Source organism: Paenibacillus sp. FSL M7-0896 (assembly GCF_037975415.1).
Lineage (GTDB): Bacteria > Bacillota > Bacilli > Paenibacillales > Paenibacillaceae > Paenibacillus_AQ > Paenibacillus_AQ silagei.
Genome location: NZ_CP150250.1, coordinates 4,143,875 through 4,164,711 on the forward strand (window position 1 = coordinate 4,143,875; position 20,837 = coordinate 4,164,711).

Annotated in this window: 24 protein-coding genes and 1 tRNA gene; 5 read left to right on the plus strand and 20 right to left on the minus strand. The window is 52.3% G+C overall.

Features of this window, described 5'->3' with window-relative positions:
• Positions 1–183: 183 nt before the first annotated feature.
• The 8 genes from MKY12_RS17795 to MKY12_RS17830 all read right to left on the minus strand — a co-directional run bounded on the left by MKY12_RS17795 (position 184) and on the right by MKY12_RS17830 (position 6,940).
• On the minus strand, positions 184–570 hold the full coding sequence (locus MKY12_RS17795) for a YraN family protein (RefSeq protein WP_036724640.1): 387 nt from the start codon (positions 568–570) through the stop codon (positions 184–186).
• The gene (locus MKY12_RS17800) at positions 567–869 is read right to left on the minus strand and encodes an EscU/YscU/HrcU family type III secretion system export apparatus switch protein (RefSeq protein ID WP_036724639.1); all 303 of its coding nucleotides are present in this window, start codon (positions 867–869) and stop codon (positions 567–569) included. The genes MKY12_RS17795 and MKY12_RS17800 overlap by 4 nt, the downstream gene beginning before the upstream one ends.
• On the minus strand, positions 866–3,082 hold the full coding sequence (locus MKY12_RS17805) for a hypothetical protein (RefSeq protein ID WP_339310165.1): 2,217 nt from the start codon (positions 3,080–3,082) through the stop codon (positions 866–868). The genes MKY12_RS17800 and MKY12_RS17805 overlap by 4 nt, the downstream gene beginning before the upstream one ends.
• Before the next feature lie 167 nt (positions 3,083–3,249).
• Positions 3,250–3,867 (minus strand): ribonuclease HII, encoded by a 618-nt coding sequence (locus tag MKY12_RS17810; protein WP_339314898.1) that lies wholly within the window; start codon positions 3,865–3,867, stop codon positions 3,250–3,252.
• 419 nt (positions 3,868–4,286) lie between these two features.
• Positions 4,287–5,150: a ribosome biogenesis GTPase YlqF gene (gene ylqF, locus MKY12_RS17815; protein WP_339310167.1), complete on the minus strand. Its 864-nt coding sequence runs from the start codon at positions 5,148–5,150 to the stop codon at positions 4,287–4,289.
• Positions 5,151–5,188: 38 nt separating this feature from the next.
• Positions 5,189–5,809: a signal peptidase I gene (gene lepB, locus MKY12_RS17820; RefSeq protein WP_036733573.1), complete on the minus strand. Its 621-nt coding sequence runs from the start codon at positions 5,807–5,809 to the stop codon at positions 5,189–5,191.
• A 256-nt stretch (positions 5,810–6,065) separates the two neighbouring features.
• The gene (rplS, locus tag MKY12_RS17825) at positions 6,066–6,410 is read right to left on the minus strand and encodes a 50S ribosomal protein L19 (RefSeq protein WP_036701215.1); all 345 of its coding nucleotides are present in this window, start codon (positions 6,408–6,410) and stop codon (positions 6,066–6,068) included.
• Positions 6,411–6,556: 146 nt separating this feature from the next.
• Positions 6,557–6,940: a hypothetical protein gene (locus tag MKY12_RS17830; protein ID WP_339310168.1), complete on the minus strand. Its 384-nt coding sequence runs from the start codon at positions 6,938–6,940 to the stop codon at positions 6,557–6,559.
• Between the two features lie 189 nt (positions 6,941–7,129).
• Here MKY12_RS17830 and MKY12_RS17835 point away from each other — a divergent pair, with 189 nt between their 5' ends.
• Positions 7,130–8,077, plus strand: coding sequence for a hypothetical protein (locus tag MKY12_RS17835; RefSeq protein WP_339310170.1), 948 nt, complete (start codon positions 7,130–7,132; stop codon positions 8,075–8,077).
• Between the two features lie 75 nt (positions 8,078–8,152).
• On the opposite strand, the gene MKY12_RS17840 is transcribed toward MKY12_RS17835, so the two are convergent.
• Positions 8,153–8,410 (minus strand): hypothetical protein, encoded by a 258-nt coding sequence (locus MKY12_RS17840; RefSeq protein ID WP_339249064.1) that lies wholly within the window; start codon positions 8,408–8,410, stop codon positions 8,153–8,155.
• 228 nt (positions 8,411–8,638) lie between these two features.
• Here MKY12_RS17840 and MKY12_RS17845 point away from each other — a divergent pair, with 228 nt between their 5' ends.
• Positions 8,639–8,833 carry a hypothetical protein gene (locus MKY12_RS17845; RefSeq protein WP_036733564.1) on the plus strand — a complete coding sequence of 65 codons (195 nt, stop codon included), beginning with the start codon at positions 8,639–8,641 and terminating at the stop codon, positions 8,831–8,833.
• A 102-nt stretch (positions 8,834–8,935) separates the two neighbouring features.
• On the opposite strand, the gene MKY12_RS17850 is transcribed toward MKY12_RS17845, so the two are convergent.
• The 9 genes from MKY12_RS17850 to MKY12_RS17890 all read right to left on the minus strand — a co-directional run bounded on the left by MKY12_RS17850 (position 8,936) and on the right by MKY12_RS17890 (position 16,462).
• A tRNA-Pro gene (locus MKY12_RS17850) sits at positions 8,936–9,009 on the minus strand.
• 927 nt (positions 9,010–9,936) lie between these two features.
• On the minus strand, positions 9,937–10,725 hold the full coding sequence (gene trmD, locus MKY12_RS17855) for a tRNA (guanosine(37)-N1)-methyltransferase TrmD (protein ID WP_339314900.1): 789 nt from the start codon (positions 10,723–10,725) through the stop codon (positions 9,937–9,939).
• On the minus strand, positions 10,725–11,249 hold the full coding sequence (gene rimM, locus MKY12_RS17860) for a ribosome maturation factor RimM (RefSeq protein ID WP_339310172.1): 525 nt from the start codon (positions 11,247–11,249) through the stop codon (positions 10,725–10,727). The genes trmD and rimM overlap by 1 nt, the downstream gene beginning before the upstream one ends.
• A gap of 104 nt (positions 11,250–11,353) precedes the next feature.
• A complete protein-coding gene (locus tag MKY12_RS17865) occupies positions 11,354–11,584 on the minus strand; it encodes a KH domain-containing protein (protein ID WP_020432321.1) in 231 nt (76 codons plus the stop codon).
• Between the two features lie 22 nt (positions 11,585–11,606).
• A complete protein-coding gene (rpsP, locus tag MKY12_RS17870; RefSeq protein ID WP_036701203.1) occupies positions 11,607–11,879 on the minus strand; it encodes a 30S ribosomal protein S16 in 273 nt (90 codons plus the stop codon).
• Positions 11,880–12,211: 332 nt separating this feature from the next.
• On the minus strand, positions 12,212–13,603 hold the full coding sequence (gene ffh, locus MKY12_RS17875; protein WP_339310174.1) for a signal recognition particle protein: 1,392 nt from the start codon (positions 13,601–13,603) through the stop codon (positions 12,212–12,214).
• A 21-nt stretch (positions 13,604–13,624) separates the two neighbouring features.
• The gene (locus MKY12_RS17880; protein WP_209869376.1) at positions 13,625–13,981 is read right to left on the minus strand and encodes a putative DNA-binding protein; all 357 of its coding nucleotides are present in this window, start codon (positions 13,979–13,981) and stop codon (positions 13,625–13,627) included.
• A gap of 170 nt (positions 13,982–14,151) precedes the next feature.
• Complete coding sequence (locus tag MKY12_RS17885) at positions 14,152–14,799, minus strand: hemolysin III family protein (RefSeq protein WP_036733553.1); 648 nt, start codon at positions 14,797–14,799, stop codon at positions 14,152–14,154.
• Positions 14,800–14,944: 145 nt separating this feature from the next.
• Entirely contained in the window at positions 14,945–16,462 is a 1,518-nt protein-coding gene (locus tag MKY12_RS17890) for a carboxypeptidase M32 (protein ID WP_339310176.1), read from the minus strand.
• A 231-nt stretch (positions 16,463–16,693) separates the two neighbouring features.
• Between MKY12_RS17890 and MKY12_RS17895 the strand changes: the two genes are divergently transcribed.
• The 3 genes from MKY12_RS17895 (at position 16,694) to MKY12_RS17905 (ending at position 18,192) form a co-directional block, all read left to right on the plus strand.
• On the plus strand, positions 16,694–17,257 hold the full coding sequence (locus MKY12_RS17895; RefSeq protein WP_036733547.1) for a carbonic anhydrase: 564 nt from the start codon (positions 16,694–16,696) through the stop codon (positions 17,255–17,257).
• A 213-nt stretch (positions 17,258–17,470) separates the two neighbouring features.
• Positions 17,471–17,905, plus strand: a complete 435-nt coding sequence (locus MKY12_RS17900; protein WP_339310177.1) for a hypothetical protein — start codon at positions 17,471–17,473, stop codon at positions 17,903–17,905.
• On the plus strand, positions 17,905–18,192 hold the full coding sequence (locus MKY12_RS17905) for a YxcD family protein (RefSeq protein ID WP_339310179.1): 288 nt from the start codon (positions 17,905–17,907) through the stop codon (positions 18,190–18,192). The genes MKY12_RS17900 and MKY12_RS17905 overlap by 1 nt, the downstream gene beginning before the upstream one ends.
• Before the next feature lie 104 nt (positions 18,193–18,296).
• On the opposite strand, the gene MKY12_RS17910 is transcribed toward MKY12_RS17905, so the two are convergent.
• Positions 18,297–19,256 carry a pectinesterase family protein gene (locus MKY12_RS17910; RefSeq protein WP_339310180.1) on the minus strand — a complete coding sequence of 320 codons (960 nt, stop codon included), beginning with the start codon at positions 19,254–19,256 and terminating at the stop codon, positions 18,297–18,299.
• A 59-nt stretch (positions 19,257–19,315) separates the two neighbouring features.
• Positions 19,316–20,818, minus strand: coding sequence for an extracellular solute-binding protein (locus MKY12_RS17915; RefSeq protein WP_339310181.1), 1,503 nt, complete (start codon positions 20,816–20,818; stop codon positions 19,316–19,318).
• Positions 20,819–20,837: the final 19 nt, after the last annotated feature.

Here is a 20,837-nt window from a genome sequence, read left to right on the forward strand (position 1 = left end):
TTTTGGCAAGTAAAGCTTACCTGTATATTCATTGATTGATTCCTCATTCCGGCAGCCCTCCTCATGGTGGCATTAAAAGTTACACTAATGTTTACCCACTTCTTTTGAGAAATGACCCATGAAGTCCGGCATCTGTCAAGGATAATTGTTAAATTTAACACGGTTTTTGCAAAACAGAGACAGCTAAAAGACTTCCCGGAGATGCCGCAGGGAGGCGATGCTTAAATCCGGCTGAAGCTGTACAGCAATCACATCGAAAGCAATTGCAGCCGGCTGCAGTCCCTGCATGTGCAGGTAGACCCGGGCTGTCTCTCTCACCTGACGGATTTTGCGTGCATCGACCGATTCCTCCGCAGTGCCCTGCACGGCTGAGCCGCTCCGGCTGCGCACCTCAATGAAGACCAGAGCGCCTTCATACTCCGCGATAATATCCAGCTCTCCGCTACGGCAGCGCCAGTTATAATCCCGGATGAGGTAGCCCCGCGAAGTCAGATACATTCGGGCCGCCTGCTCGGCAGCAGCGCCTTTCTCCTGACGGGTGTAGGTTCTGCCGTCTCCGTTATGGCTCACTTCTGTCTCCGTTCACCAGCTGTCCGGTCACTCTGGTATACATAGCTGAGAATCTCAGCCACCAGCTGATAGAGCTGAGGCGGAATCTGCTGGTCCAGATCGAGCTTCGACAGCACCTCTACCAGCGCCGCATCCTCCTGCACCGCTACTCCGTTTTCCTTTGCCTTTTGCAGGATGATGTCCGCTACCGAGCCTTGCCCCTTAGCGACAACCACTGGCGCATCGCTCTGGCCCGGAATATATTTGAGCGCCACTGCCTTCTTGAGATTCTGCGGAACCTTCTGCTCAGACTCACTCATATGCGGTAATCTACTCCTTTGTACTCCTGCGGAGCATAATCGGACGGCTTCACCGCAGCAGCGGCGACGCTCCGTTCCGGCAATGCTTCCGTACGCAGGCTGGACAATTGATAGCCTATGCCTTCGACCGCCGCCTTCATCTCCTCGCGGCGGCCCTCCAGCAGCTCCAGTACCCAAGGTTCATCGTTATGCAGCTTCAGGCTGACGATGCGGTCGACCACCTGCACATCGACCATCGTCTGGCCGAGCTGCTTCATGTCCAGATCGAACCACAAGCGGCAATTCGCCGCGTCGAGCTCCCCTTTGCTGCCGCGCCGCGACTGGATCTGGACAGAGGCCGTCTCCCGGCCATCCGGACCGTGCAGCGGCAGGAACATCGTCACCTGCGCGAACGGCGCGGTGCGGTCTGTATTCAGCAGCAGCTGCTGGCCTGTAAGCTGCTGCACCAGCTGGCCCGCGGCTTCCTTCACCGCGGGCGGGGCCTCGCTGCTGCCCAGTACCTGCAGCAGCACGCCCTTGAGCGTACCGGCGGCATCTTCTGCGCCGCCGGACGCTGCCTGCGCGGTGTGCGCCCCGCCGCCGCGCAGGATCTGCTGCTCGTGCTCCGCACCGAGCAGCTTCAAGATCCGCCCCACCCAGGGGTCTGTCCCCTGGGTGGCGGCGGGTTCCCCCTGCGGCTGCGCAGCCGCAGGGGTTGCACTGCCGCCCGCCGCGCCGGAGGCGGGCGGCGCTTCGGCGAGCTGCGGCAGAGCGCCGCGCAGCTCGGAGAGCACGCCCTGCAGCTTCGCGAGCAGGGCCGGCCCCGCAGCGCTCTGCGCCTGCGCGGCAACGCCCGCGCCCTCACGCACTCCAGCTGCGTTCCCCGCGCTTTCTCGCACTCCAGCTGCGTTCCCCGCCACTTCACGCGTTCCTGCCGCGTTCCCTGCGCTTTCTCGCACTCCAGCTGCGTTCCCCGCTCCTTCACGCGCTCCAGCTCCACTTCCCGCTCCTTCACGCACTCCAGCCGCATTTCCCGCACCCTCATGCGCTCCAGATCCACTTCCCGCGCCTTCGCCACGCACTCCAGCTGCGTTCCCCGCACCTTCACGCACCGCTGCCGCGTTCCCTGTGCTTTCTCGCACTCCAGCCGCATTTCCCGCACCCTCATGCGCTCCAGATCCACTTCCCGCGCCTTCGCCACGCACTCCAGTTGCGTTCCCCGCACCTTCACGCACTCCTGCCGCGTTCCCCGCGCTTTCTCGCACTCCAGCTGCGTTCCCCGCACCCTCACGCGCTCCAGCTGCGTACCCCGCTCCTTCGCCACGCGTTCCCGCTACAGCACCCGATCCAGCCGTATTCCCAGAACCTTCTCGCGCTCCAACCGCATTCCCGCTTCCTGCCGGCTCCGCATCTCCCGTCGGTACTAACGCAGCTTGTCCATTGGCACTGCCAGCAGCCTGCGAAGTCCCCGCATTAGCGGTTACTCCTGCCTGAGTAGTCACCCCGGCAGCTCCTCCCGGAAGAGCACCGGCTGCTGGAGTATTACCAGCCAGACCGGCATTGGCTCCGCCTGCCAGCAGCCCACCCGCAGGTCTGCTATTCCCCGCAGCTTGACCTGATCCGTCGCCGTCTCCCCCTTGCTGCACCCAGACGTTCAGCGCAGTCTCCAGCTTCGCCAGCAGATCATGCAGCTTCGGTCCGAATACAGCCTGCTGCAGCCCCTTCACCGTCTCAGCCGTTACAGGCAAACCTCGCTTCACTGAGATTACAGCCGCCTCCAGCCACTCTGAGGCAGGGACACCGGGAGGTTTGGCATTCATGACTGCGTCCAGCTTCGCTGCAGTCTCCTTGGTGAAGGCCAGCCCTCCGGCCTGCATCGCTTGAACAATCTCCCGTCCCGCCTTGGAATTGGCAAGTCCAAGCGACTCCAGTGCCTCGCCCATACTCTGCGGCGAGACCATAGCCGCCTCCCCCAGAGAGACCGGCTTAAGCACCGGCAAGCCGCCTTCTCCTGGTGCACCCACCTGCAGGTTCAGCGTCTGACCGGCTGCCAGCGGTGTTTCCAGTTCAGCCCGTACCGGCGTTCCCTGAATCTGTACCACAGCTTCTTTTCCGGAATCGGATACGCTTAGCACAACGCCGCGAACAACCTGACCTTCCTTAAGCTCTACAGATTTGGCCTCCCCCGCCTTGCTGTCGCCAAGCAAACCGCGAACCAGTGATCCGATGTTCATGTTGTCCGCCTCCCTTCTTTCTATTTATATCGGTATTTCACCTTCATTTGTGATTATCGGGATGATAAGCCAAGTGGAAACTGCTATGCCATCCTTTTAGAGGACGGCACCGTTTCAGCGAGAAATAGAAGGATAATTTAGACGTGAAACCATACATTCTTATATTTTTAGAATAAAGACAACTGTTCCTGCTCGGCAAGAATATTGCCGATGAAGCTGCGCCGGTGCATCGGAGTTACACCCAGTGCCTTGATCTGTTCACGGTGCAACTTGGTAGCATATCCTTTATGTACTTTGATCCCGTAATCCGGGTATAATTCCTCCCACAAGCCCTCACAGAGCCGGTCACGTGTCACCTTGGCTACAATGGAGGCGGCAGCAATCGACTGGCTGTTGGCATCCCCTTTAATGATGGCACGCTGCGGCAAGGGCAGGTCCACCTTCTCCGCATCAATCAGCATATAGTCCGGCTGCTGGCTTAATCCCTCTACCGCCAGGCGCATCGCCAGACGCGAAGCCTGCTTAATATTAATTTCATCGATCACCGCCGCCTCCACATGCCCTAAGCTTACCGCCAGCGCCTGCTCCATAATGGTCTCATACAGAGCATCCCGCTTTTTGGCCGTCAGCTTCTTGGAATCATCCACACCCTCAATAATCAGCCCAGCCGGCAAAATTACAGCTGCGGCCACCACATCTCCGAACAAACAGCCCCGCCCCACTTCATCCACACCTGCGATGTGACGGAAGGATTGTCCCCAGCCTTCTTTTTCATACCCAAGCATATCGATCTCAATCACTGTCTCTCCACCTGCCCATTAAAATTAAAGTAAGCTACATCTATGATCTTCCTACGAATATATGACAGAATTCGAATTCCATAAGAACTTCGAACTTGCACTCATTTCCATCCAATCCCAGTCTCAGAATCTTAAAATTCTGCACTGAATACAACAATCCCTTCATTAATACTGCGCAAATCCAAAAAAGTTGTATGAATAACAGCATTTCTCTTCCCTCAAGCTGCCCAAACGAGAACATTCCTGCATTTCATACAACACTTTTGCTACTCCGCCCCTTATCAATAGAGAAGAGTTGCTATTCTTACAACATTGCTTCGCACACCGCCCCATTCCCCACCTACACGCAAAAAAAGAGCCACCCCACATTCACGGATGGCTCTTCCATTCCACATTCCATTCTACTATTCAGGTTTCTCCAGCGTGAAACGTCCAAGCTTCCCTGCACGAAGCTCATGCAGCAGCGCGCGTGAAGCCTTCTCCAGATCTACTCGGCCACCGCTCATCAGACAACCGCGCTTACGCCCGACTGCTTCCATAACAGCCACGATTTCGTCCGGGTTCTCTAAGTCCTTCGGCAGCTTACTGATATCGAAGCGTTCCTGGAACCGGCTTCCGTAATCCTTCACCAGATACTTCACCGCATAATAAGCGATATCCTCAATATTCAGGATCTCTTCCTTAATGGCCCCGGTTACTGCCAGCTTATAGCCTACCGTCTGGTCCTCGAATTTCGGCCAGAGAATCCCAGGCGTATCCAGCAGTTCCAGACTGCCGCCGGTCTTAATCCATTGCTGGCCCTTGGTAACCCCCGGACGGTCACCGGTAATCGCAATATTTTTTCCAGCCATCCGGTTAATGAGAGTCGATTTGCCTACGTTGGGAATGCCCACAATCAGTGCCCGCATCGCACGCGGATTCATGCCCTTGGCAATTTGCCGGTCGATCTTGTCCTTCAGCAGCAGCTTCACCTGCTCCGGAATTTCTTTAATCCCGGTGCCAGTAGAAGCATCTACCGGATAGGCAACATGACCCTGCGCCTTGAAGTAAGCCAGCCACTTGCGTGTAGCTTCCGGATCGGCCAGATCCGCTTTGTTCAGAATAATCAGCCTTGGCTTGTCCCGCAAAATATCGTCAATCATCGGATTGCGGCTCGAGATCGGCAGACGGGAATCAAGCAGTTCTATTGCAACATCAATTAGCTTCAGCTTATCCTCGATTTGCCGTCTAGCCCTCGTCATATGACCAGGAAACCATTGAATGGCCAATGCCGTCACCTCCTTTGACTTCTGTCAGCTTAAAATAATTAATGATTTATCAATGAGATATTCTTCACCGGCCAGAAAATAAGGTCTGCACGGCCGACAATATCCCCCAGCGGCACATAACCGATCATCCGGCTGTCCGTACTGTCAGAGCGGTTATCCCCCATTACGAACACATGGCCTTCCGGCACCTTGTTGTCCGTAAACTGCTCATTCGGGAAGTTCTTATTGTTGTACAAGATGTTGTTATTATGCGCATCATCAATCGCGCTCTGGATATACGTCTCGTTCACAGGCTCTCCGTTAACTGTAACGACATCCCCTTCAACTGTGACTGTATCGCCTGCCACACCAATGACACGTTTAATGAAATCCCGGCCCTCAGAGGGCACATGGAACACAATGACTTCCCCGCGCTCCGGCTTGCGGATATCGTAGAGAATTTCATTAACAATCACACGTTCGCCGGTATGGAAGTTAGGCTTCATGGAAGGGCCGTCTACGATAAACGGTTTGAACAAAAGCCAGCGTATTAGAATAACCAGAACCAATGCAATCGCTATCGCTTTAATCCATTCCAGGACTTCATTCTTTGGCTTCCGGGGGCTCTGGCCGTTAGAATCAATCACTTCGCCTTGCCCTTGCTGCAAATCCTGCTGCATAGTTCACCGTCCTCTCCATCAGTTGTTATCTCCACTATACAATACAAAAAAGCTCCTGCCAAAAACTCCCCCGCGATTACTCCTTCAGGAGGCCTTTTCGGAGAAGCTGTTCCTAAGGCACATATGTCTAAAAACCCCACAAAGTGATGCTTTAACTTCGTGCTTACTCAGGTACTTTGCGGGGATCCACAATTCTTTAATCACAAGAAATAAACGAAAGGGGCTTGAATTCAAGCCCCTTTCCTTTGTCACTATTCTAGCGACGAATTTCTTTAATTCTTGCAGCTTTACCGCGCAGGTCACGAAGATAATACAGCTTCGCACGACGCACTTTACCACGGCGAGCCACTTCGATTTTCTCGAGTTTAGGGGAGTTGACTGGGAATGTTCTTTCCACACCAACACCATAAGAGATTTTACGAACCGTAAAAGTCTCACCGATACCGCCGCCGCGACGTTTGATTACAACGCCTTCGAACAACTGGATACGCTCACGAGTTCCTTCGATAACTTTTACATGCACCTTCAAAGTGTCACCCGGGCGAAAACTCGGGATATCTTTACGAAGTTGCTCTTGTGTAATTGCTTGTAGGATATTCATTAAGGACTTCCTCCTTCCGTACAGGTGTTCTTGCCTCTTCCGGAGAGCCATTGCTCTCCCTCATTATCCGCAGAGGACCACCGTATTCCACACAACAGAAGTAATATTATCATAAAAGACAGGCTCATGCAACATATATTTATTATTTAAAGCGGCAGCATATCCCGTTTCTTCGCCTTCACCTTGCAATCCTTGCAGAGTCCGACCACACTTCCGTCATCCTGGGCATAAAAGATGAGCTTGCCATTCTTCTTCTTGCAGGAGGAGCACTGCTGATCCGCAGCATTCTGCTTGGCCCTACGGTGACCTTCCATAGAAATCACATTACTGGCCTTCCCTTGCTTCGGCGCTTCAGACTGTTCTTGGCTCATCCGGCTGCGGTACACGGTATAGACAACTGCACCCACCAACACAACGATCAGGAATGCTGCATACTGCATTTGGCTCATCCGCCCCTCTGACTTGTTCAGTCCAAATAGTAAACAGACCGTCTCCCGGGTCTGCTTCCGTGCCGGCCCTCCAGCTGTCACATTTCATTCTTCCGGTCCTTCATCTAACGACAGTGTACCATAATGCCTCTCTAAAATGTAGTAGCTAAGCTTCCTGGACTATAGTCCAGTAGAACAACCCGCCGCCAGGCTGTTATCCAGTGTTTTCCCATAATATATAATACTGAGTATACATAAGCAAATAATTATGCCTTTAGGAGGGCCTATATAATGAAGAAACATCACAGCACAGCAATTATTGCAGCAATGGCCGTATTTTCTATTGCACTTGCCGGCTGCCGGGAGCTTCCCGGCAAGGAAGCAGCGGATAACCAGCTGGAGCAGACGATCTCCGGCAGCTTCAAGCAGGAGGCGGCAGAAGCCGTGAAGCAGAGTCTCAGCGATGCCAGTGCTGCTGTCGGTGACGCCATCCAGAACACAGCAGGTATGATTGAAGAGCAGATGAATACTAGCGGAGTCATCCGGGAGTTCTCCACCTCCCTGCCGATTGCTTCGGCTTCCGTCCTTAAGCTAGATAATGCGGTGGGGGAAGTTGAAGTAGTACCCGCTTCAGGTGATGAGATCACAGTGCAGGCCACCGTCATTGTCCATGAGCAGACAGGCCACAAGCTGGTATCCGGAGTGCTGGATCATACGGAAGTCTCTATTGAACATAAAGGAGACGCGCTAATCGTCTCTGCTCGTGGTGAAGGCAATTCGAAGAGAAACCTCTGGGAATGGGCGCAGCATGAGTATGGGGATTCCAACTTCAGCATTAATTATGTAATAGGGATTCCAGAGACCGTTGACCGGTTTGAGATTGATAATAATGTAGGTACCGTCCAGCTCCGCGGGCTTGAGGGAACTTTTGAGATTAACAGCAATGTCGGCAGCATCATCCTTCAAGACACCGTATTCACAGGCAAGTCCAGTGTGGAGTCAAATACGGGGAGTATTGAGCTTGGGGTATCCAGCATGAAGCAGGGCAGCAGCCTCAAGGCCAAGAGCGATATTGGAAGAATCTCCGCCGATCTGTCAGCATCAACCGCATGTACGGTCAAAGCCCGCAGTGAGCTCGGCCACATCTCCGGCGCCGACAACGGTACACCGAAGGATTATAACGGCGGCGGTCCGCTGGTATCGTTAACCACGCAGATCGGAGCCATATCTGTTAATTAGATCATCCTATAGTGACGCAAAAAGTGGGCCTTCCTGACTTCCAGGAGCCCACTTTTTGTGTTGTTCAGGCTATCGTCAGATTAACGCAATCGCCAGAAGCGTGAACAGGCTCAAGGTAAGGATCTGACTTCCGTAACCATAGTGTCCGCCATAGTAGTTTCCTGAACCGCCCGGATAGAAGGCCGAAGTTTGCATTCTGCCATTGCCTTTTGTTTTCAGATACACATTATTCCGGTCCACATCTACAATAATTCCTTCATGGCGCTTGCCGTCAGTAGTCATAATGCGTACACGCTTATCCTTGCAATGGAGACAATTATAATAAGCTTCCATCTGCTGTTTCCTCCTTAATCGTGGTTCTGTATCTTATGAGGGGAGGGATAAGCCGGTAACGGCTATCGTCACGCAGCAATTGTCTATATGTAAAATAGTTGTGAATTGAAGAACTTGTGAACATTGTGTATCAATTTTGTGTAAAAAGGGGTAATATTAAAGTAACAAAATCAATGAACCGCTTACGGTTGTGAACAATCTTCTACAATCCATAAGGAGGCAGGAATCATGAGTACAGCAGGCAGACGTTTTATTAATGAAGGAGTACTGCGGATCGCCTGGTTTATCATCTTCGCTTCGCTCACCTACACGGTGCGCAATTATACTTGGGCCATTGTATTGCTCATGGTTGTTGGCTTGTATTCACTGGTCACGGGAGTCATCATGCTTACCCGCCGGGATGGTGACAGGGGCAGGTTCTAGCTTAACCGCACACACGGGCCTTAGCACCTAAATAAAAACACTTCCTACAGAGCGTGATGCGCTGACGGAAGTGTTTTTTGTTGTTAGCGAAAACCGGAATAATCGGAGTAACAGGATTTGAACCTGCGACCTCACCCACCCCAAGGGTGCGCGCTACCAGGCTGCGCTATACCCCGACATTGCAAATCAATCCATTACTTCATCCTTACGTTTGCCGCATCCCTACGATTAACATACGTTCATCTAATGCATAATATGCCGGTAAGCGGTTACTTACTGTTATACTATAAATATACCTCACTAGTTCAGCAGTTTCAAATAGAGTTCAGTATTTTTATGGAGTTCAATATTTTTTCACATCTCATTAAAATTTAATGGATTTTCCGTAAAGGCTGTGCTATACTCTTGGCACAAGGAAAGGAGGTGCGTTCACATCAAGCATGACATGCTGAACGTATCCCTTACCCGGACCAACGGCTGAATGATTAAGTCTTGGTGGCGCGGGATACGGATCAAAGTTACAAACTAGCGCCTCGGGTAGAGAGACCGTCTTCGGACGGTCTTTTTTTGTTTGCCCGCCCTCTTAGCACCCAACAAACAAATAACCGCCGAAGCCAGCGAACCTGGGGTTCGTCTGTCTTCAGCGGCTATTTGTGGAATTTGCTGTATTACTGAGCCTATTGAACCTGCTTCCAGGTCTAATTCATTTCTTCAATTATAAGATTACGATTTACGATTCTTATAAAAATCAATAATATCACTTACCGTGCGGAGCGGCTCCGCCTCCTTGTGGACAGTGTCCACGGCTGGCTTGAATGATTCATGCGTATTCGTAGTCACTTCAGTCATTCCTTTCGATAATTAAGCTAGCTGCGTCTATAGCTGCATGTCTACTTGCGGCACCTCTATTCATTACCCTAGAAAAAGGGTATTGACGCACATCTGCTCGTATTTATTTCGCTGGCAAAACTTCTTCTATGCCTATCCGTTCTAGTTCGTAATTCCCGTTCCCGGTTCTCAGAACACAGCAAAAAACGCCTCCCTTACGTAATATACGTTAGAAAGACGCCAGCTATGACTCTATTTAAGCCCAATTTTATCATTTATTTCTGCTCCAGGCTTGCCTGCTCCTGCAGCCGTTTCAGCGTCTGCTTGTCCTTCGCTGTCAGCTCAGCGGTCTCCAGCAGATCCGGTCTGCGTTCGAGGGTACGCTGCAGCGCCTGCTCACGCCGCCATACCTCGATATTGGCATGATGTCCGCTGAGCAGCATGTCCGGCACCTTCCAGCCCCGGAACTCTGCCGGGCGGGTATAATGCGGGTACTCCAGCAGCCCGGTGCTGAAGGAGTCGGAGATTGCAGAGGTCTCATTGCCCAGTGCCCCCGGCTGCAGCCGCACTACCGAATCAATGATGGTCAAGGCCGGGAGCTCACCGCCGGTCAGCACATAGTCTCCAATCGACAGCTCGTCCGTCACCAGATGCTCACGGATTCGCTCGTCATAGCCCTCATAATGACCGCAGATGAAGATCAGATGCTGTTCCTGTGCCAGCTCTTCGGCGATCTGCTGATTATACGTCCGGCCCTGGGGGCACATCAGAATAATACGCGGCTTCACCGCCTCTGTATTGCCGTGTTCCCCTTGCTCCCCTCCAGCGCTACTCTGAGCCAGCACATGCTCCACCGCTGCGAAGATAGGGTCAGGCTTCAGCACCATGCCTCCCCCTCCGCCGTAAGGCGTATCATCCACGCTGTTATGCTTGTTGCCCGAGAAGTCGCGGAAGTTCACCGTGTTCAGTGAAGCAATGCCTTTCTCACGGGCCTTACCGAGAATGCTGGTGCCGAAGACGCCTTCACACATATCAGGGAACAGCGTCAGCACGTCGATACGGATCATGGGAGCAGCCCTTCCATAAGGTGCACAGTGATTTTTTTGGCTGCAATATCGACGTCCAGCACTACATCGTTAATAACCGGAATCAGAATATCCTGGCCCTTCTTCGGCTTCACTACCCAGACATCATTGGCCCCGGGCTGCAAAATCTCTGTAATCGTTCCCAGCGGCTGGCTGGTATCTTCATCCGTGTAAACCTCGCAGCCTACAATCTGGTGGAAGTAATACTCGTTCTCCGGCAACTCAACCAGATTATCACTAGGCACCTTGAGCAGGCTGCCTTTGTATTTCTCGATCTCATTAATGTTCGTATACCCCTTAAGCTTGGCGATATACATCCCTTTGTGCTCTCTCGCCGATTCAATCGTAACCTCGAATTTCGGGCTTCCGTCTGCGGGAATCAGCAGCAGCTTGTTGCCGGGTGCGAACCGCACTTCCGGGAAATCGGTATGCGACAGGATTTTGATCTCCCCGCGAATGCCGTGCGTGTTCACCAGCCTGCCTACGGTTAACTCTTCTTTCATGTGTTCATCTCCTTCACGTTGATTGCGTACAGTCTATAAATTCTTATATTTTCAACAAAAAGGAGCCGGGATATACTATCCCTAGCCCCTCCTTGTGCGCATCCTTAAGATAAAATATCCACGGTAACGCGTTTATCACTTTTGACTGCTGCAGATGTGACTACGGTACGAAGCGCTTTGGCGATCCGCCCCTGCTTGCCGATGACCTTACCGACATCATCAGGATGCACGGAGAGCTCATAGACAATCAGGTGATCCTTCTCCACGGTCCGTACGGCCACATCCTCCGGATGATCCACTAAAGCCTTAGCAATAACACCAACTAATTCTTCCATAGAGGACCCTCGCAATCAGTCATTATTTCTGAAGCTTTGACTCATGGAACTTCTTCATCACGCCAGCTTTGGAAAGCAGGTTGCGGACGGTATCAGATGCTTGTGCACCTGTCTGAAGCCATTTAAGAGCCTTCTCTTCGTCAATCTTAACGACTGCCGGTACTTCGATCGGATTATAATAACCGATTTCCTCGATAAAACGGCCGTCACGAGGAGACCGGGAATCGGAAACCACTACACGGTAGAAAGGCGCTTTATGTGCTCCCATTCTTTTCAAACGAATACGTACTGCCACGAAATTCACCTCCTTAAAAGAATATCGTTATCGATCCCTCCCAAACCCTCCCTTCCCGAAGGGAGGGCCCCAAGGGCTCTGCCCTCTGGACACCCGCTAAGTGCAACTAGCGTAGGCGTTCAGACTGGCGGGACTTGGGTGAGTTCGGGGAAAGACCGCTTTTCCTCCCTGCGGGATACGCTTAACTGGCGGCGTTCCCTGGTAACGAGGGGAAAAGATTAAACATTAAGATCACAAGATCAAGGTCAAAAGACTACTCGATCTTCTGATGTTGTACTATATCAGATCTATAGAAAGGCGAAAGATCTAGGTCAAAAGATTAAAGATTAAGGTCAACGGAACGGGAACTTCATTCCGCCTTTACCGGCAAGGCCCTTGAGCTGCTTCATGGCGTTCTTCTTGCCGCCCTTGCCGCCTCCGCCGCCCATCATGCCGGAGAACTGCTTCATCATCTTGCGCATTTCATCGAATTGCTTGATGAGCCGGTTCACCTCAGCGACGTTGGTACCGCTGCCTGCTGCAATACGCTTGCGGCGGTTGTGGTTGATAATCTCAGGCTGGGCTTTCTCGGCCTTGGTCATGGAATGAACAATGGCTTCAACGCGGCCCATCTGCTTATCGTCCACCTTCAGGTCCTTCATGCCCTTGGCCTTGTTCATGCCGGGCAGCATATCAAGAATCTGGTCGATCGGGCCAAGCTTCTTCACTTGATCCATCTGCTCCAGGAAATCATCGAACGTGAACTCTGCATTACGCATCTTACGTTCCATTTCCTTGGCTTTCTCGGTATCGATGTTAGCCTGAGCCTTCTCGATCAGCGACAGCATGTCGCCCATGCCGAGGATCCGCGAAGCCATCCGCTCCGGATGGAACGGCTCCAGCGCATCGATCTTCTCGCCGAGAGCGGCGAATTTGATCGGGCAGCCGGTGACCGCCTTGACGGATAATGCAGCACCACCACGGGTGTCGCCGTCAAGCTTCGTAAGCACTACGCCGGTAAGCTCCAGCTGCTTGTTGAAGCTGTCCGCCACATTCACGGCATCCTGACCGGTCATCGCATCGACTACCAGGAGCACTTCATCCGGAGTTACAACGTTATGGATCTGCTTCAGCTCTTCCATCAGCTCTTCATCAATATGCAGGCGGCCTGCCGTATCAATAATCACATAATCCAGGTTATTGTCCTTCGCATGCTGAACACCTTGTCTGGAAATCTCTACCGGACTCGTCTGATCACCCAGCGAGAAGACCGGAACCTTGATCTGTTCTCCGAGCACCTGCAGCTGCTTGATCGCAGCCGGACGGTAGATGTCGGCGGCTACGAGCAGCGGGCGGTGGTTGCCCTTCTGCAGCAGCTTCGCCAGCTTACCGGAAGTGGTCGTCTTCCCTGCGCCCTGCAGACCCGTCATCATGATGACCGTCGGCGGCTTGTTCGACTTCGCCAGCTTCGCCTGGCTTCCGCCCATCAGCTCCGTCAGTTCCTTGTTAACAATATCGATGATAACCATGCCTGGCGTGAAGCTGTCCATCACTTCCGTACCAACAGACTTCTCTTTCACCTTGGACACGAAGTCCTTGACGACCTTGAAGTTAACATCGGCTTCCAGAAGGGCCAGCCGCACTTCACGCATCGCTTCGTTTACGTCATCTTCGGATACTTTCCCTTTGCCGCGCAGTTTGCTGAACACATTCTGCAATCTTCCGGTTAATCCTTCAAATGCCATAGGCGGCTCGCTCCCTTCTTCCTACTCTAACCTCTGCAGCCGGTCCATGAGTTCCATGAATTGCTGCTTATATTGCTCCGGCAGCATTCCACTGTCAGGGAATCTGCGCAGTTCTTCTAAGTACTTAGTGCGGTCTTCATGCTTGGACAGGAGTCCAAGCTTCTCTTCATAATTCTCAAGCACTTGCTCCGCCCGCTTGATATGCTCGTACACAGCCTGGCGGCTAATTTCAAATTCCGCTGCAATCTCCCCCAGGGAGAAATCATCATGGAAATAATATTTGAGAAACGTCTGTTGCTTGTCAGTAAGCAGCCGTTCATAGAAAGCAAATAACAGGTTGATCCGGTTGGTTTTCTCGAGCCTATTCTCCTGACTCATTAAGGGCACTCCCTTCGTCAAGGAAAAACACTTTACAGCTTCACAACGTCCCTTATGATACCGAAAACAAAGAAAGATGTCAAGTCTTTTTACTTGTCATCTTTTTCTTTGCCCAAAACCGGCATTCCCGCCCTGAAATCCTGCACCAGTACGGCACTATGCCTTCCGCATTAATGAATAGGGAGAATGTATAACAATACAACGAAGAAGTGCAGGACGGTTCCCGCAAGCACGAATAAATGCCAGATCGCATGATGGTACGGGAAGCCGCGCCATACATAAAACACGGTGCCCAGAGTGTACAGCAGTCCGCCAATCATCAGCAGAGTCATCCCGCCGCTGGCGACGGCCTGGGACAGAGGGCTCCAGGCGATTACGATCATCCAGCCCATCGCAATGTAGAAGACGGTGGACATGAACAGGAATTTTTTGACGAAAAAAGCCTTAAAGAAAACACCGAATACCGCCACTCCCCAAGCGATACCGAATAATGTCCAGCCCAGCGGTCCGCGGATCGCCACCAGCATAAACGGGGTGTACGTTCCGGCAATGAATAAGTAAATCGAAGCGTGGTCAAGGAATTCAAAGAAGTCCTTCGCCTTGCCGTCTCTGAGACTATGCACCATCGTTGAATTAAAATACAGGATGAGCATAGTAGCGCCGTAAATGGAGAAACTGACTACATGCCAGGCTGTGCCGTTCTGAACAGCATATACGATCAGCAGAACCAGCGCAGCAATACTTAATAGGGCGCCAATCCCGTGTGTAACCGCATTTGCTACTTCTTCCTTGCGGCTGTAAGTGTGAGTATTTGCCATACCACGATTCCTTCCGTTTGCGGTTTCCTTCTATTATAGCCATTTCTCCGAAGTCCTTCCAGCTTACGGACGCCTCAGGGCAGACTGCTGCTGCAACATTCAATCGCTTAAGAAGTCATCATTTGCTGTTACAGCAACTCAAGTCTTATAGCTTGTAGAGCTCCGTATACTTCGCTTCCAGATAATCCGCCAGATAATCGGGATTCAGCGGTTCGCCTGTGACTTGCTCGATAATCTGCGAAGGGGTCAGGCTCTGGCCGTAGCGGTATACCTTGTCAGTAAGCCATTCTTTGATCGGCAGCAGGTTACCAGTGGCAATCAGCTCCTCGAATTCCGGCAGTTCCTTACGCAGGGTGTTCAGCATTTGGGCCGCATACATGTTACCCAGGGAATAGGAAGCGAAATAGCCGAAGTCTCCGCCGGACCAATGAACGTCCTGCAGTACGCCAAGTGCATCCGTAGGCGGTGTAATCCCTAAGTATTCCTGATACTTCGCGTTCCAGGTTTTAGGCAGGTCCTTGACTTCAAGCCCTTCATTGAAAATCAGCTTCTCAATCTCATAGCGCACAATAATATGCAGGTTATACGTCAGTTCATCAGCTTCGATCCGGATGAAGGAATTGCCCACACTATTGATCGCCCGGTAAAAGTCTTCCATCTCCACGTTCGCAAGCTGCTCCGGGAAATGCTGTTGCAGATCGCCGTAATAACGCTGCCAGAAGGCCCGGCTGCGGCCGATCATATTCTCCCACAGTCTGGACTGGGATTCATGAATTCCCATGGAGGCCCCCTGTGCCAGAGGTGTACCGATCAGCTCTTCACCGAAATTCTGCTCGTACAGGGCATGTCCGCCCTCATGCAGCGAGCTGAAGATGGAGCTGGTCACATTGTCCAGCAGATAGTTCGTGGTTATGCGGACATCGCCGGGATTCAGCCCTGTAGCGAACGGATGCACACTTTCATCCAGACGTCCTGCCTCGAAATCATAGCCCATCTGTTCGAGTAAGAAGAGGCCGAATTTCTCCTGCTGCTCCTTAGGGAAGATCTGGCTCAGGAATTCGGTGTCCGGCTTGTTCGGCGAAGCATTGATCGCTTCGGCCAGCGGCACAAGACGGCTGCGCAGACGGGTGAAGATCGCATCCACCTTCTCAACGGTCAAATCCGGCTCGTACATATCCAGCAAAGTGTCATAACGCGAGCCTTGCACACCCCAATAATCAATGAACTCTTGTTTGAAGGCCACAATCTTGGTCAGATAAGGCTCGAAGGAGGCGAAATCATTATCATCCTTAGCCTCTTCCCAGATCGTCTGCGCATGGGCGGTGAGCACCGAATATTCCTCGAAGGTCTTGGAGGGAATGCTTTTGCTGCGCTGGTACTCCTTGCGGGTATCCTTCACAATCTTATTCTGATTGCTGTCCAGCTGCTCCGCTACTTCCGGGCGGCTGAAATACGCTGTGAACGCTCCGATCTCCTCCGATACCTGGAGTCTGAATGCTTCTGCACTCAGCATACCCAGCGTGGCGGAACGGATCTCTACACCTTTGCGGGGCGCGCCTGTACGCAGATCCCAGCCCAGAAGTCCAATTGCTTCATAATAGCCTTTGATTTTAGATAATAGCTCACTGAATTTATCCCATTCTTCCTGGATCTGCTTTTCCATGGTTTGAGCACCTGCCTTGTTTTTTTATCTACTCCTATTGATGATACTTTTTTAAATAGTTATAATCAAATTCGGGCTGTATCTCTTCAAATTTGAAGTAGTTAACAGCTTACAGGCGCGGAGACAGACTCCGCTTAGATTTTGCAATATTTGATTGCAGGAAGCCCTTTATGTTCGCGGCAAGACGCAGTACAATGAATTACAGTTTAATCTTAAGGAGGCACATGGCTTATGAGTCAGGTTACAGACATTTTAGAGTTCAACAAGCATTTTGTAGAGGAAAAAGCATATGAGAGCTATCTGACCAGCCGCTTCCCGGATAAAAAAATGCTGATCATCACCTGTATGGACACACGGCTTGTTGAGCTTCTGCCCAAAGCAATGAATTTCAAGAACGGTGATGTCAAAATCATCAAAAATGCCGGAGCCATCATCTCCCAGCCGTTCGGGAGCGTCATGCGCAGCGTAATGGTTGCGCTATACGAACTGGACGCGGACGAAGTAATTGTCGTCGGCCATTATGAATGCGGCATGGCTTCCCTGAATGCTGACCATATGATTAACTCCATCAAGGAACGCGGCGTGTCCGAGGAAGTACTCAGTACCCTGGAGAATTCAGGGATTAAGCTGACCAAATGGCTGCGCGGGTTTGACAACGTCGAGGAAGGGGTAATTCAGACTGTGGAGCTGATTAAGCGCCATCCCTTACTCCCCCCAAACGTACCTATTCACGGCATGATCATCGATCCGGCTACCGGAGCGCTTGAGCTTGTCTCGGACGGATACGCGGACTAAGGCAACTCTCTGATACTGCTGTTTGCGCGGGTCCCGGACCCGTGCTTTTTTTGTGTCCGGGGGTCCGGGCCAATGCCGGGTGAAAGTTATCGTGTGAAACATATAAATTCTTATATTTTAAAAATTGAAACCTTAGCCTCCGCCATGCGTATTACCGGGCAACAGCCAGGTAAACTGGGTGTTACCAATACTTCTAGGAGGTTCTCGTACTCAATGAAACCAATGAAACGTGTAATGATGATCGTCATGGCCTTCACACTGTTCTTCGCTGTCACTGTTCCTGACTTCGCAGATGCCCGCCGCGGCGGGGGCTTTAAATCAGGAAGCCGGGGATTCACAACGACCCCGAAGAAATCGACCACCGATAATGTGAAAAAAAGCGATAGCACTAAAAGCAACACCAACGGAACTGCAGCGAATGCGAACCGTGGCTTCTTCAGCGGCGGCAGCCTGATGAAAGGCCTGATGATCGGCGGGATCGCCGGCTTCCTCTTCGGCGGAATGTTCGCCGGTATGGGCGCTTTTGGAAATATCATCGGATTCCTGATTAACATGCTGGCCATCTACTTCGTGATTACGCTGATTATATCCTTCTTCAAGCGCAGACAGGAACGACGCCGGCTGGAAGAAAGGGATGGACGCTACTAATGGGTGTTACCGTTCTCAGCATGGACGAGATTATCAATGCGATTTGCCTGCATATGGCGGAACGCAAGGCTGTGCGGGTGGAGGAAGTCCAGGTGGAACTTAGCTGGGACGAGGACACCGGCTACACCGCAGAGGTCTGGATACAGGGAAGAAGCCAGTATCTGGTGGAGTCCAACATGATTGAATCCATCCTTCGCTACGTACACAGCGAATACGGCATCCGTGCCTACCGTGAAGATGTACAGCTGGAGCTGGATGAAGAGATTACAGCGGTTGTGAACACGTAAGCATTGCAAGACTTGATCTTATAAAGGGCTGACCCCGGGTAGCGGGGTCAGCCCTTTTATTGTGACTGCCTTTTATGATCATTGCCTGATAATCACAAGATAGCTTATTCTTCTGCTGTCAGGAATCCGGCCAGCACATCGTCCCTGCCCGCCCGCGCACTGCCGCTTCCGTGCAGCTCAGCCCAAGGCGCACGCTGCTTCCGCAGAATCGCCGCAGTTCCTTCAGAAGTGTACTCCGCATACCTGACCGTCTGCTCACCCCCAGGCTCGCCCCAATGAGCCCAGCCCTGAGGGTGGATATGCTGGCCCATCCGGCAATCCACAAAGACTGTCTTGGCATGCTCCCGCCATGGGCGGCCCAGGAATACCGGCGCTGTTCCCGGCTCAGCACTCAGATAACATTGATTGAACACATAGCCGTAGGCGTGCCCTTCAGGAGTGGAGGCAGCCGTGATGTAGCCTGCATGGCCTCCGCTATTCCGCAGGCTGTGCAGCGTACAATGCTCGAAGTAGGCCGTTGCTCCGCCAAAGATATAATCTACCGTTCCCTCAATGTAACAGTGCTGGTACAACTGGCGGTACTGCGCATGATGCTCTCGCAGCGGAACGCCGCCGAACAACAGGCGCTCTCTGGGGGCCGGCGGCAGCGGACCGGTGAACAGCGTGTCCTGATGACCCTTGAATGTACAATTTCGGAATACCGACTCATCACAATGGGCGTACACCGCCACTGCCTGCCCCACCTCGCTGCCTTGTCCGGCTGTATTGGAGACGGTCAGATTCTCCAGCACCAGCTTCCTGCCGCCCAGGAACAGGGTGGGAGTGGCAAAGGTCCCAATCTCTTCCCCCTGCTCATCCAGCTCCCGGGCATAGCGGTTCATCGTGATCTCCACTTGTCCGATGCCGATGATACGGAGACAGGAGCGGTAGACCCGCACCTCCTCCTTGTACACTCCCGGCATAATGTAGAGCGTTGCCTCTGTGTCCGGGTCCAGCCGTTCCAGGGCATCGACTGCCGCCTGAATGGTAGAGTAATCGCAAAAGCCCTCCTTGCCCACCAGCATCCTTTTTCCCATCCTCTCTCAGACTCTAGCCTTCGCTTAAAGCTTGCCTGCCTGCTTGCTTACTTCTGTGTCAATTTGTATGCAGCTTCATATTCTTCCGTGATCTTGGTTCCGCCCGAATCCTTCCAGGTCTGTACGGCTTTCTTGAAGGCCACCTCATCCGATTGGCCCATGATATATTTGAAGGTAGCATCTGTGATGATCTTTTGCAATTCCGTTCCCTGTTCATTGTTGGTTGCCGAATCTAGCGGAACAGTCGGGTCAAGCACGGCGAACTTGTCATTCTCGCGGATCAGCTCATTAGCCAGCTGCTTCTCAGGGTTCGCATCCTTAAGCGTATAGGCAATCTCACTAGGTCTGCTGGAGGAGAAAGGCTGCACATCCGCCTGCCACAGCTCGGTGTTCAGAATCTTGAAGGCGCCGTTCTCATCATATTCATAATGGGTGCCTTCGATCCCGCCGGTCATCAGCATGAACGCCTTCTCATCGATCAGGTCATTGACGAACTTCAGCAGCCGCTTGAGCTCTGCTTCGGTCTTCACCTCGGATTTCGGAAAAGCCATCAACCCGCCGATCCCGCTGCCCTCGGACCAGATATGATACTGCCCGTCTCCATTAGAGATCTTGTTCACCGGCACCAGCTCCATGCCCGGCTGCAGATCCTGTGCCAGGGTTCTCAGACTGGAGATGTCCACCATACCGGTATAGATCCCGGTTTTACCCTGCGCGAATTGCTGCTGCTGGTCTGTTTTGGCTGTAACTGCGAAGTCCTGCGCCAGATATCCGTTCTCGTAGAGCTTTTTGGAGAAATTCATCGTGTCCATATACTCTTGGGTATCGAATTCAGGGATAAACTTGCCGCTATCCTCCACCTTCCAGCCATTGGGCGTGCCAAAATAGGAGCTTAGTGTTTTGAAGCTGCTGTATTTCAGCTCTGATCTGTCTCCGAAGCCTGTCGTGTCCTTCACACCATTGCCATCCGGGTCATCCTCTGTGAAGGCTCTGGCCACTTCATACACCTCATCCAGCGTCTGCGGAACCGGCAGACCCAGCTTATCCAGCCAGTCCTTGCGGAAGATCAGGCCGGAACGCGCCAGATTCTTCTGGAAGGGAACGCCGTAGAGGACGCCTTCAATCGAAGCCGCTTCCTTCAGCTCAGGAGCAATCTTCGCCAGATTACTGAACTCTGAGAGATAAGGGCCCACATCCCAGAACAGCCCTGATTTCAGTGAGCTTCTAACCGATGAATTCGTCATCATGGTCAGGGTGACAATGTCTGCAAGCTCCCCCGAGGCCAGCGCCGTAGTGATCCGCTCTTCCTTGGAAGCATCAGGTACCCAGTTGAAGGTGATTTTACTGTTGGTATATTCCTCAAGCAGCGATTTGATCGTATCGGTCGGCGGCGAAGCTGTGTGCAGAATATTCAGCCAGCTTACTTCCAGCTTCGAGTTCAGATCCTCTGGTGCGGCATTCTTCTTCTCTTCCTTATCTCCGCCGCATGCCGAGAGCATAGTGGTAGCCATTGTAGCGATTGCAATTAGAGTGACCCATCTTTTGTTCATAACACTTCTCCTTTGGTAG

What these genes read in the sequence shown, in the direction of transcription:
- MKY12_RS17905 (WP_339310179.1), top strand. Translation starts at nt 17,905, where the DNA reads ATGGGTGTTACCGTTCTCAGCATGGACGAGATTATCAATGCGATTTGC.
- lepB (WP_036733573.1), bottom strand. Translation starts at nt 5,809, where the DNA reads ATGCAGCAGGATTTGCAGCAAGGGCAAGGCGAAGTGATTGATTCTAAC.
- MKY12_RS17915 (WP_339310181.1), bottom strand. Translation starts at nt 20,818, where the DNA reads ATGAACAAAAGATGGGTCACTCTAATTGCAATCGCTACAATGGCTACC.
- MKY12_RS17865 (WP_020432321.1), bottom strand. Translation starts at nt 11,584, where the DNA reads ATGGAAGAATTAGTTGGTGTTATTGCTAAGGCTTTAGTGGATCATCCG.
- MKY12_RS17885 (WP_036733553.1), bottom strand. Translation starts at nt 14,799, where the DNA reads ATGGCAAATACTCACACTTACAGCCGCAAGGAAGAAGTAGCAAATGCG.
- MKY12_RS17800 (WP_036724639.1), bottom strand. Translation starts at nt 869, where the DNA reads ATGAGTGAGTCTGAGCAGAAGGTTCCGCAGAATCTCAAGAAGGCAGTG.
- MKY12_RS17840 (WP_339249064.1), bottom strand. Translation starts at nt 8,410, where the DNA reads ATGGAAGCTTATTATAATTGTCTCCATTGCAAGGATAAGCGTGTACGC.
- MKY12_RS17835 (WP_339310170.1), top strand. Translation starts at nt 7,130, where the DNA reads ATGAAGAAACATCACAGCACAGCAATTATTGCAGCAATGGCCGTATTT.
- MKY12_RS17805 (WP_339310165.1), bottom strand. Translation starts at nt 3,082, where the DNA reads ATGAACATCGGATCACTGGTTCGCGGTTTGCTTGGCGACAGCAAGGCG.
- MKY12_RS17845 (WP_036733564.1), top strand. Translation starts at nt 8,639, where the DNA reads ATGAGTACAGCAGGCAGACGTTTTATTAATGAAGGAGTACTGCGGATC.
- rplS (WP_036701215.1), bottom strand. Translation starts at nt 6,410, where the DNA reads ATGAATATCCTACAAGCAATTACACAAGAGCAACTTCGTAAAGATATC.
- MKY12_RS17900 (WP_339310177.1), top strand. Translation starts at nt 17,471, where the DNA reads ATGAAACCAATGAAACGTGTAATGATGATCGTCATGGCCTTCACACTG.
- MKY12_RS17895 (WP_036733547.1), top strand. Translation starts at nt 16,694, where the DNA reads ATGAGTCAGGTTACAGACATTTTAGAGTTCAACAAGCATTTTGTAGAG.
- MKY12_RS17910 (WP_339310180.1), bottom strand. Translation starts at nt 19,256, where the DNA reads ATGCTGGTGGGCAAGGAGGGCTTTTGCGATTACTCTACCATTCAGGCG.
- rimM (WP_339310172.1), bottom strand. Translation starts at nt 11,249, where the DNA reads ATGAAAGAAGAGTTAACCGTAGGCAGGCTGGTGAACACGCACGGCATT.
- ffh (WP_339310174.1), bottom strand. Translation starts at nt 13,603, where the DNA reads ATGGCATTTGAAGGATTAACCGGAAGATTGCAGAATGTGTTCAGCAAA.
- MKY12_RS17880 (WP_209869376.1), bottom strand. Translation starts at nt 13,981, where the DNA reads ATGAGTCAGGAGAATAGGCTCGAGAAAACCAACCGGATCAACCTGTTA.
- MKY12_RS17810 (WP_339314898.1), bottom strand. Translation starts at nt 3,867, where the DNA reads ATGCTTGGGTATGAAAAAGAAGGCTGGGGACAATCCTTCCGTCACATC.
- MKY12_RS17890 (WP_339310176.1), bottom strand. Translation starts at nt 16,462, where the DNA reads ATGGAAAAGCAGATCCAGGAAGAATGGGATAAATTCAGTGAGCTATTA.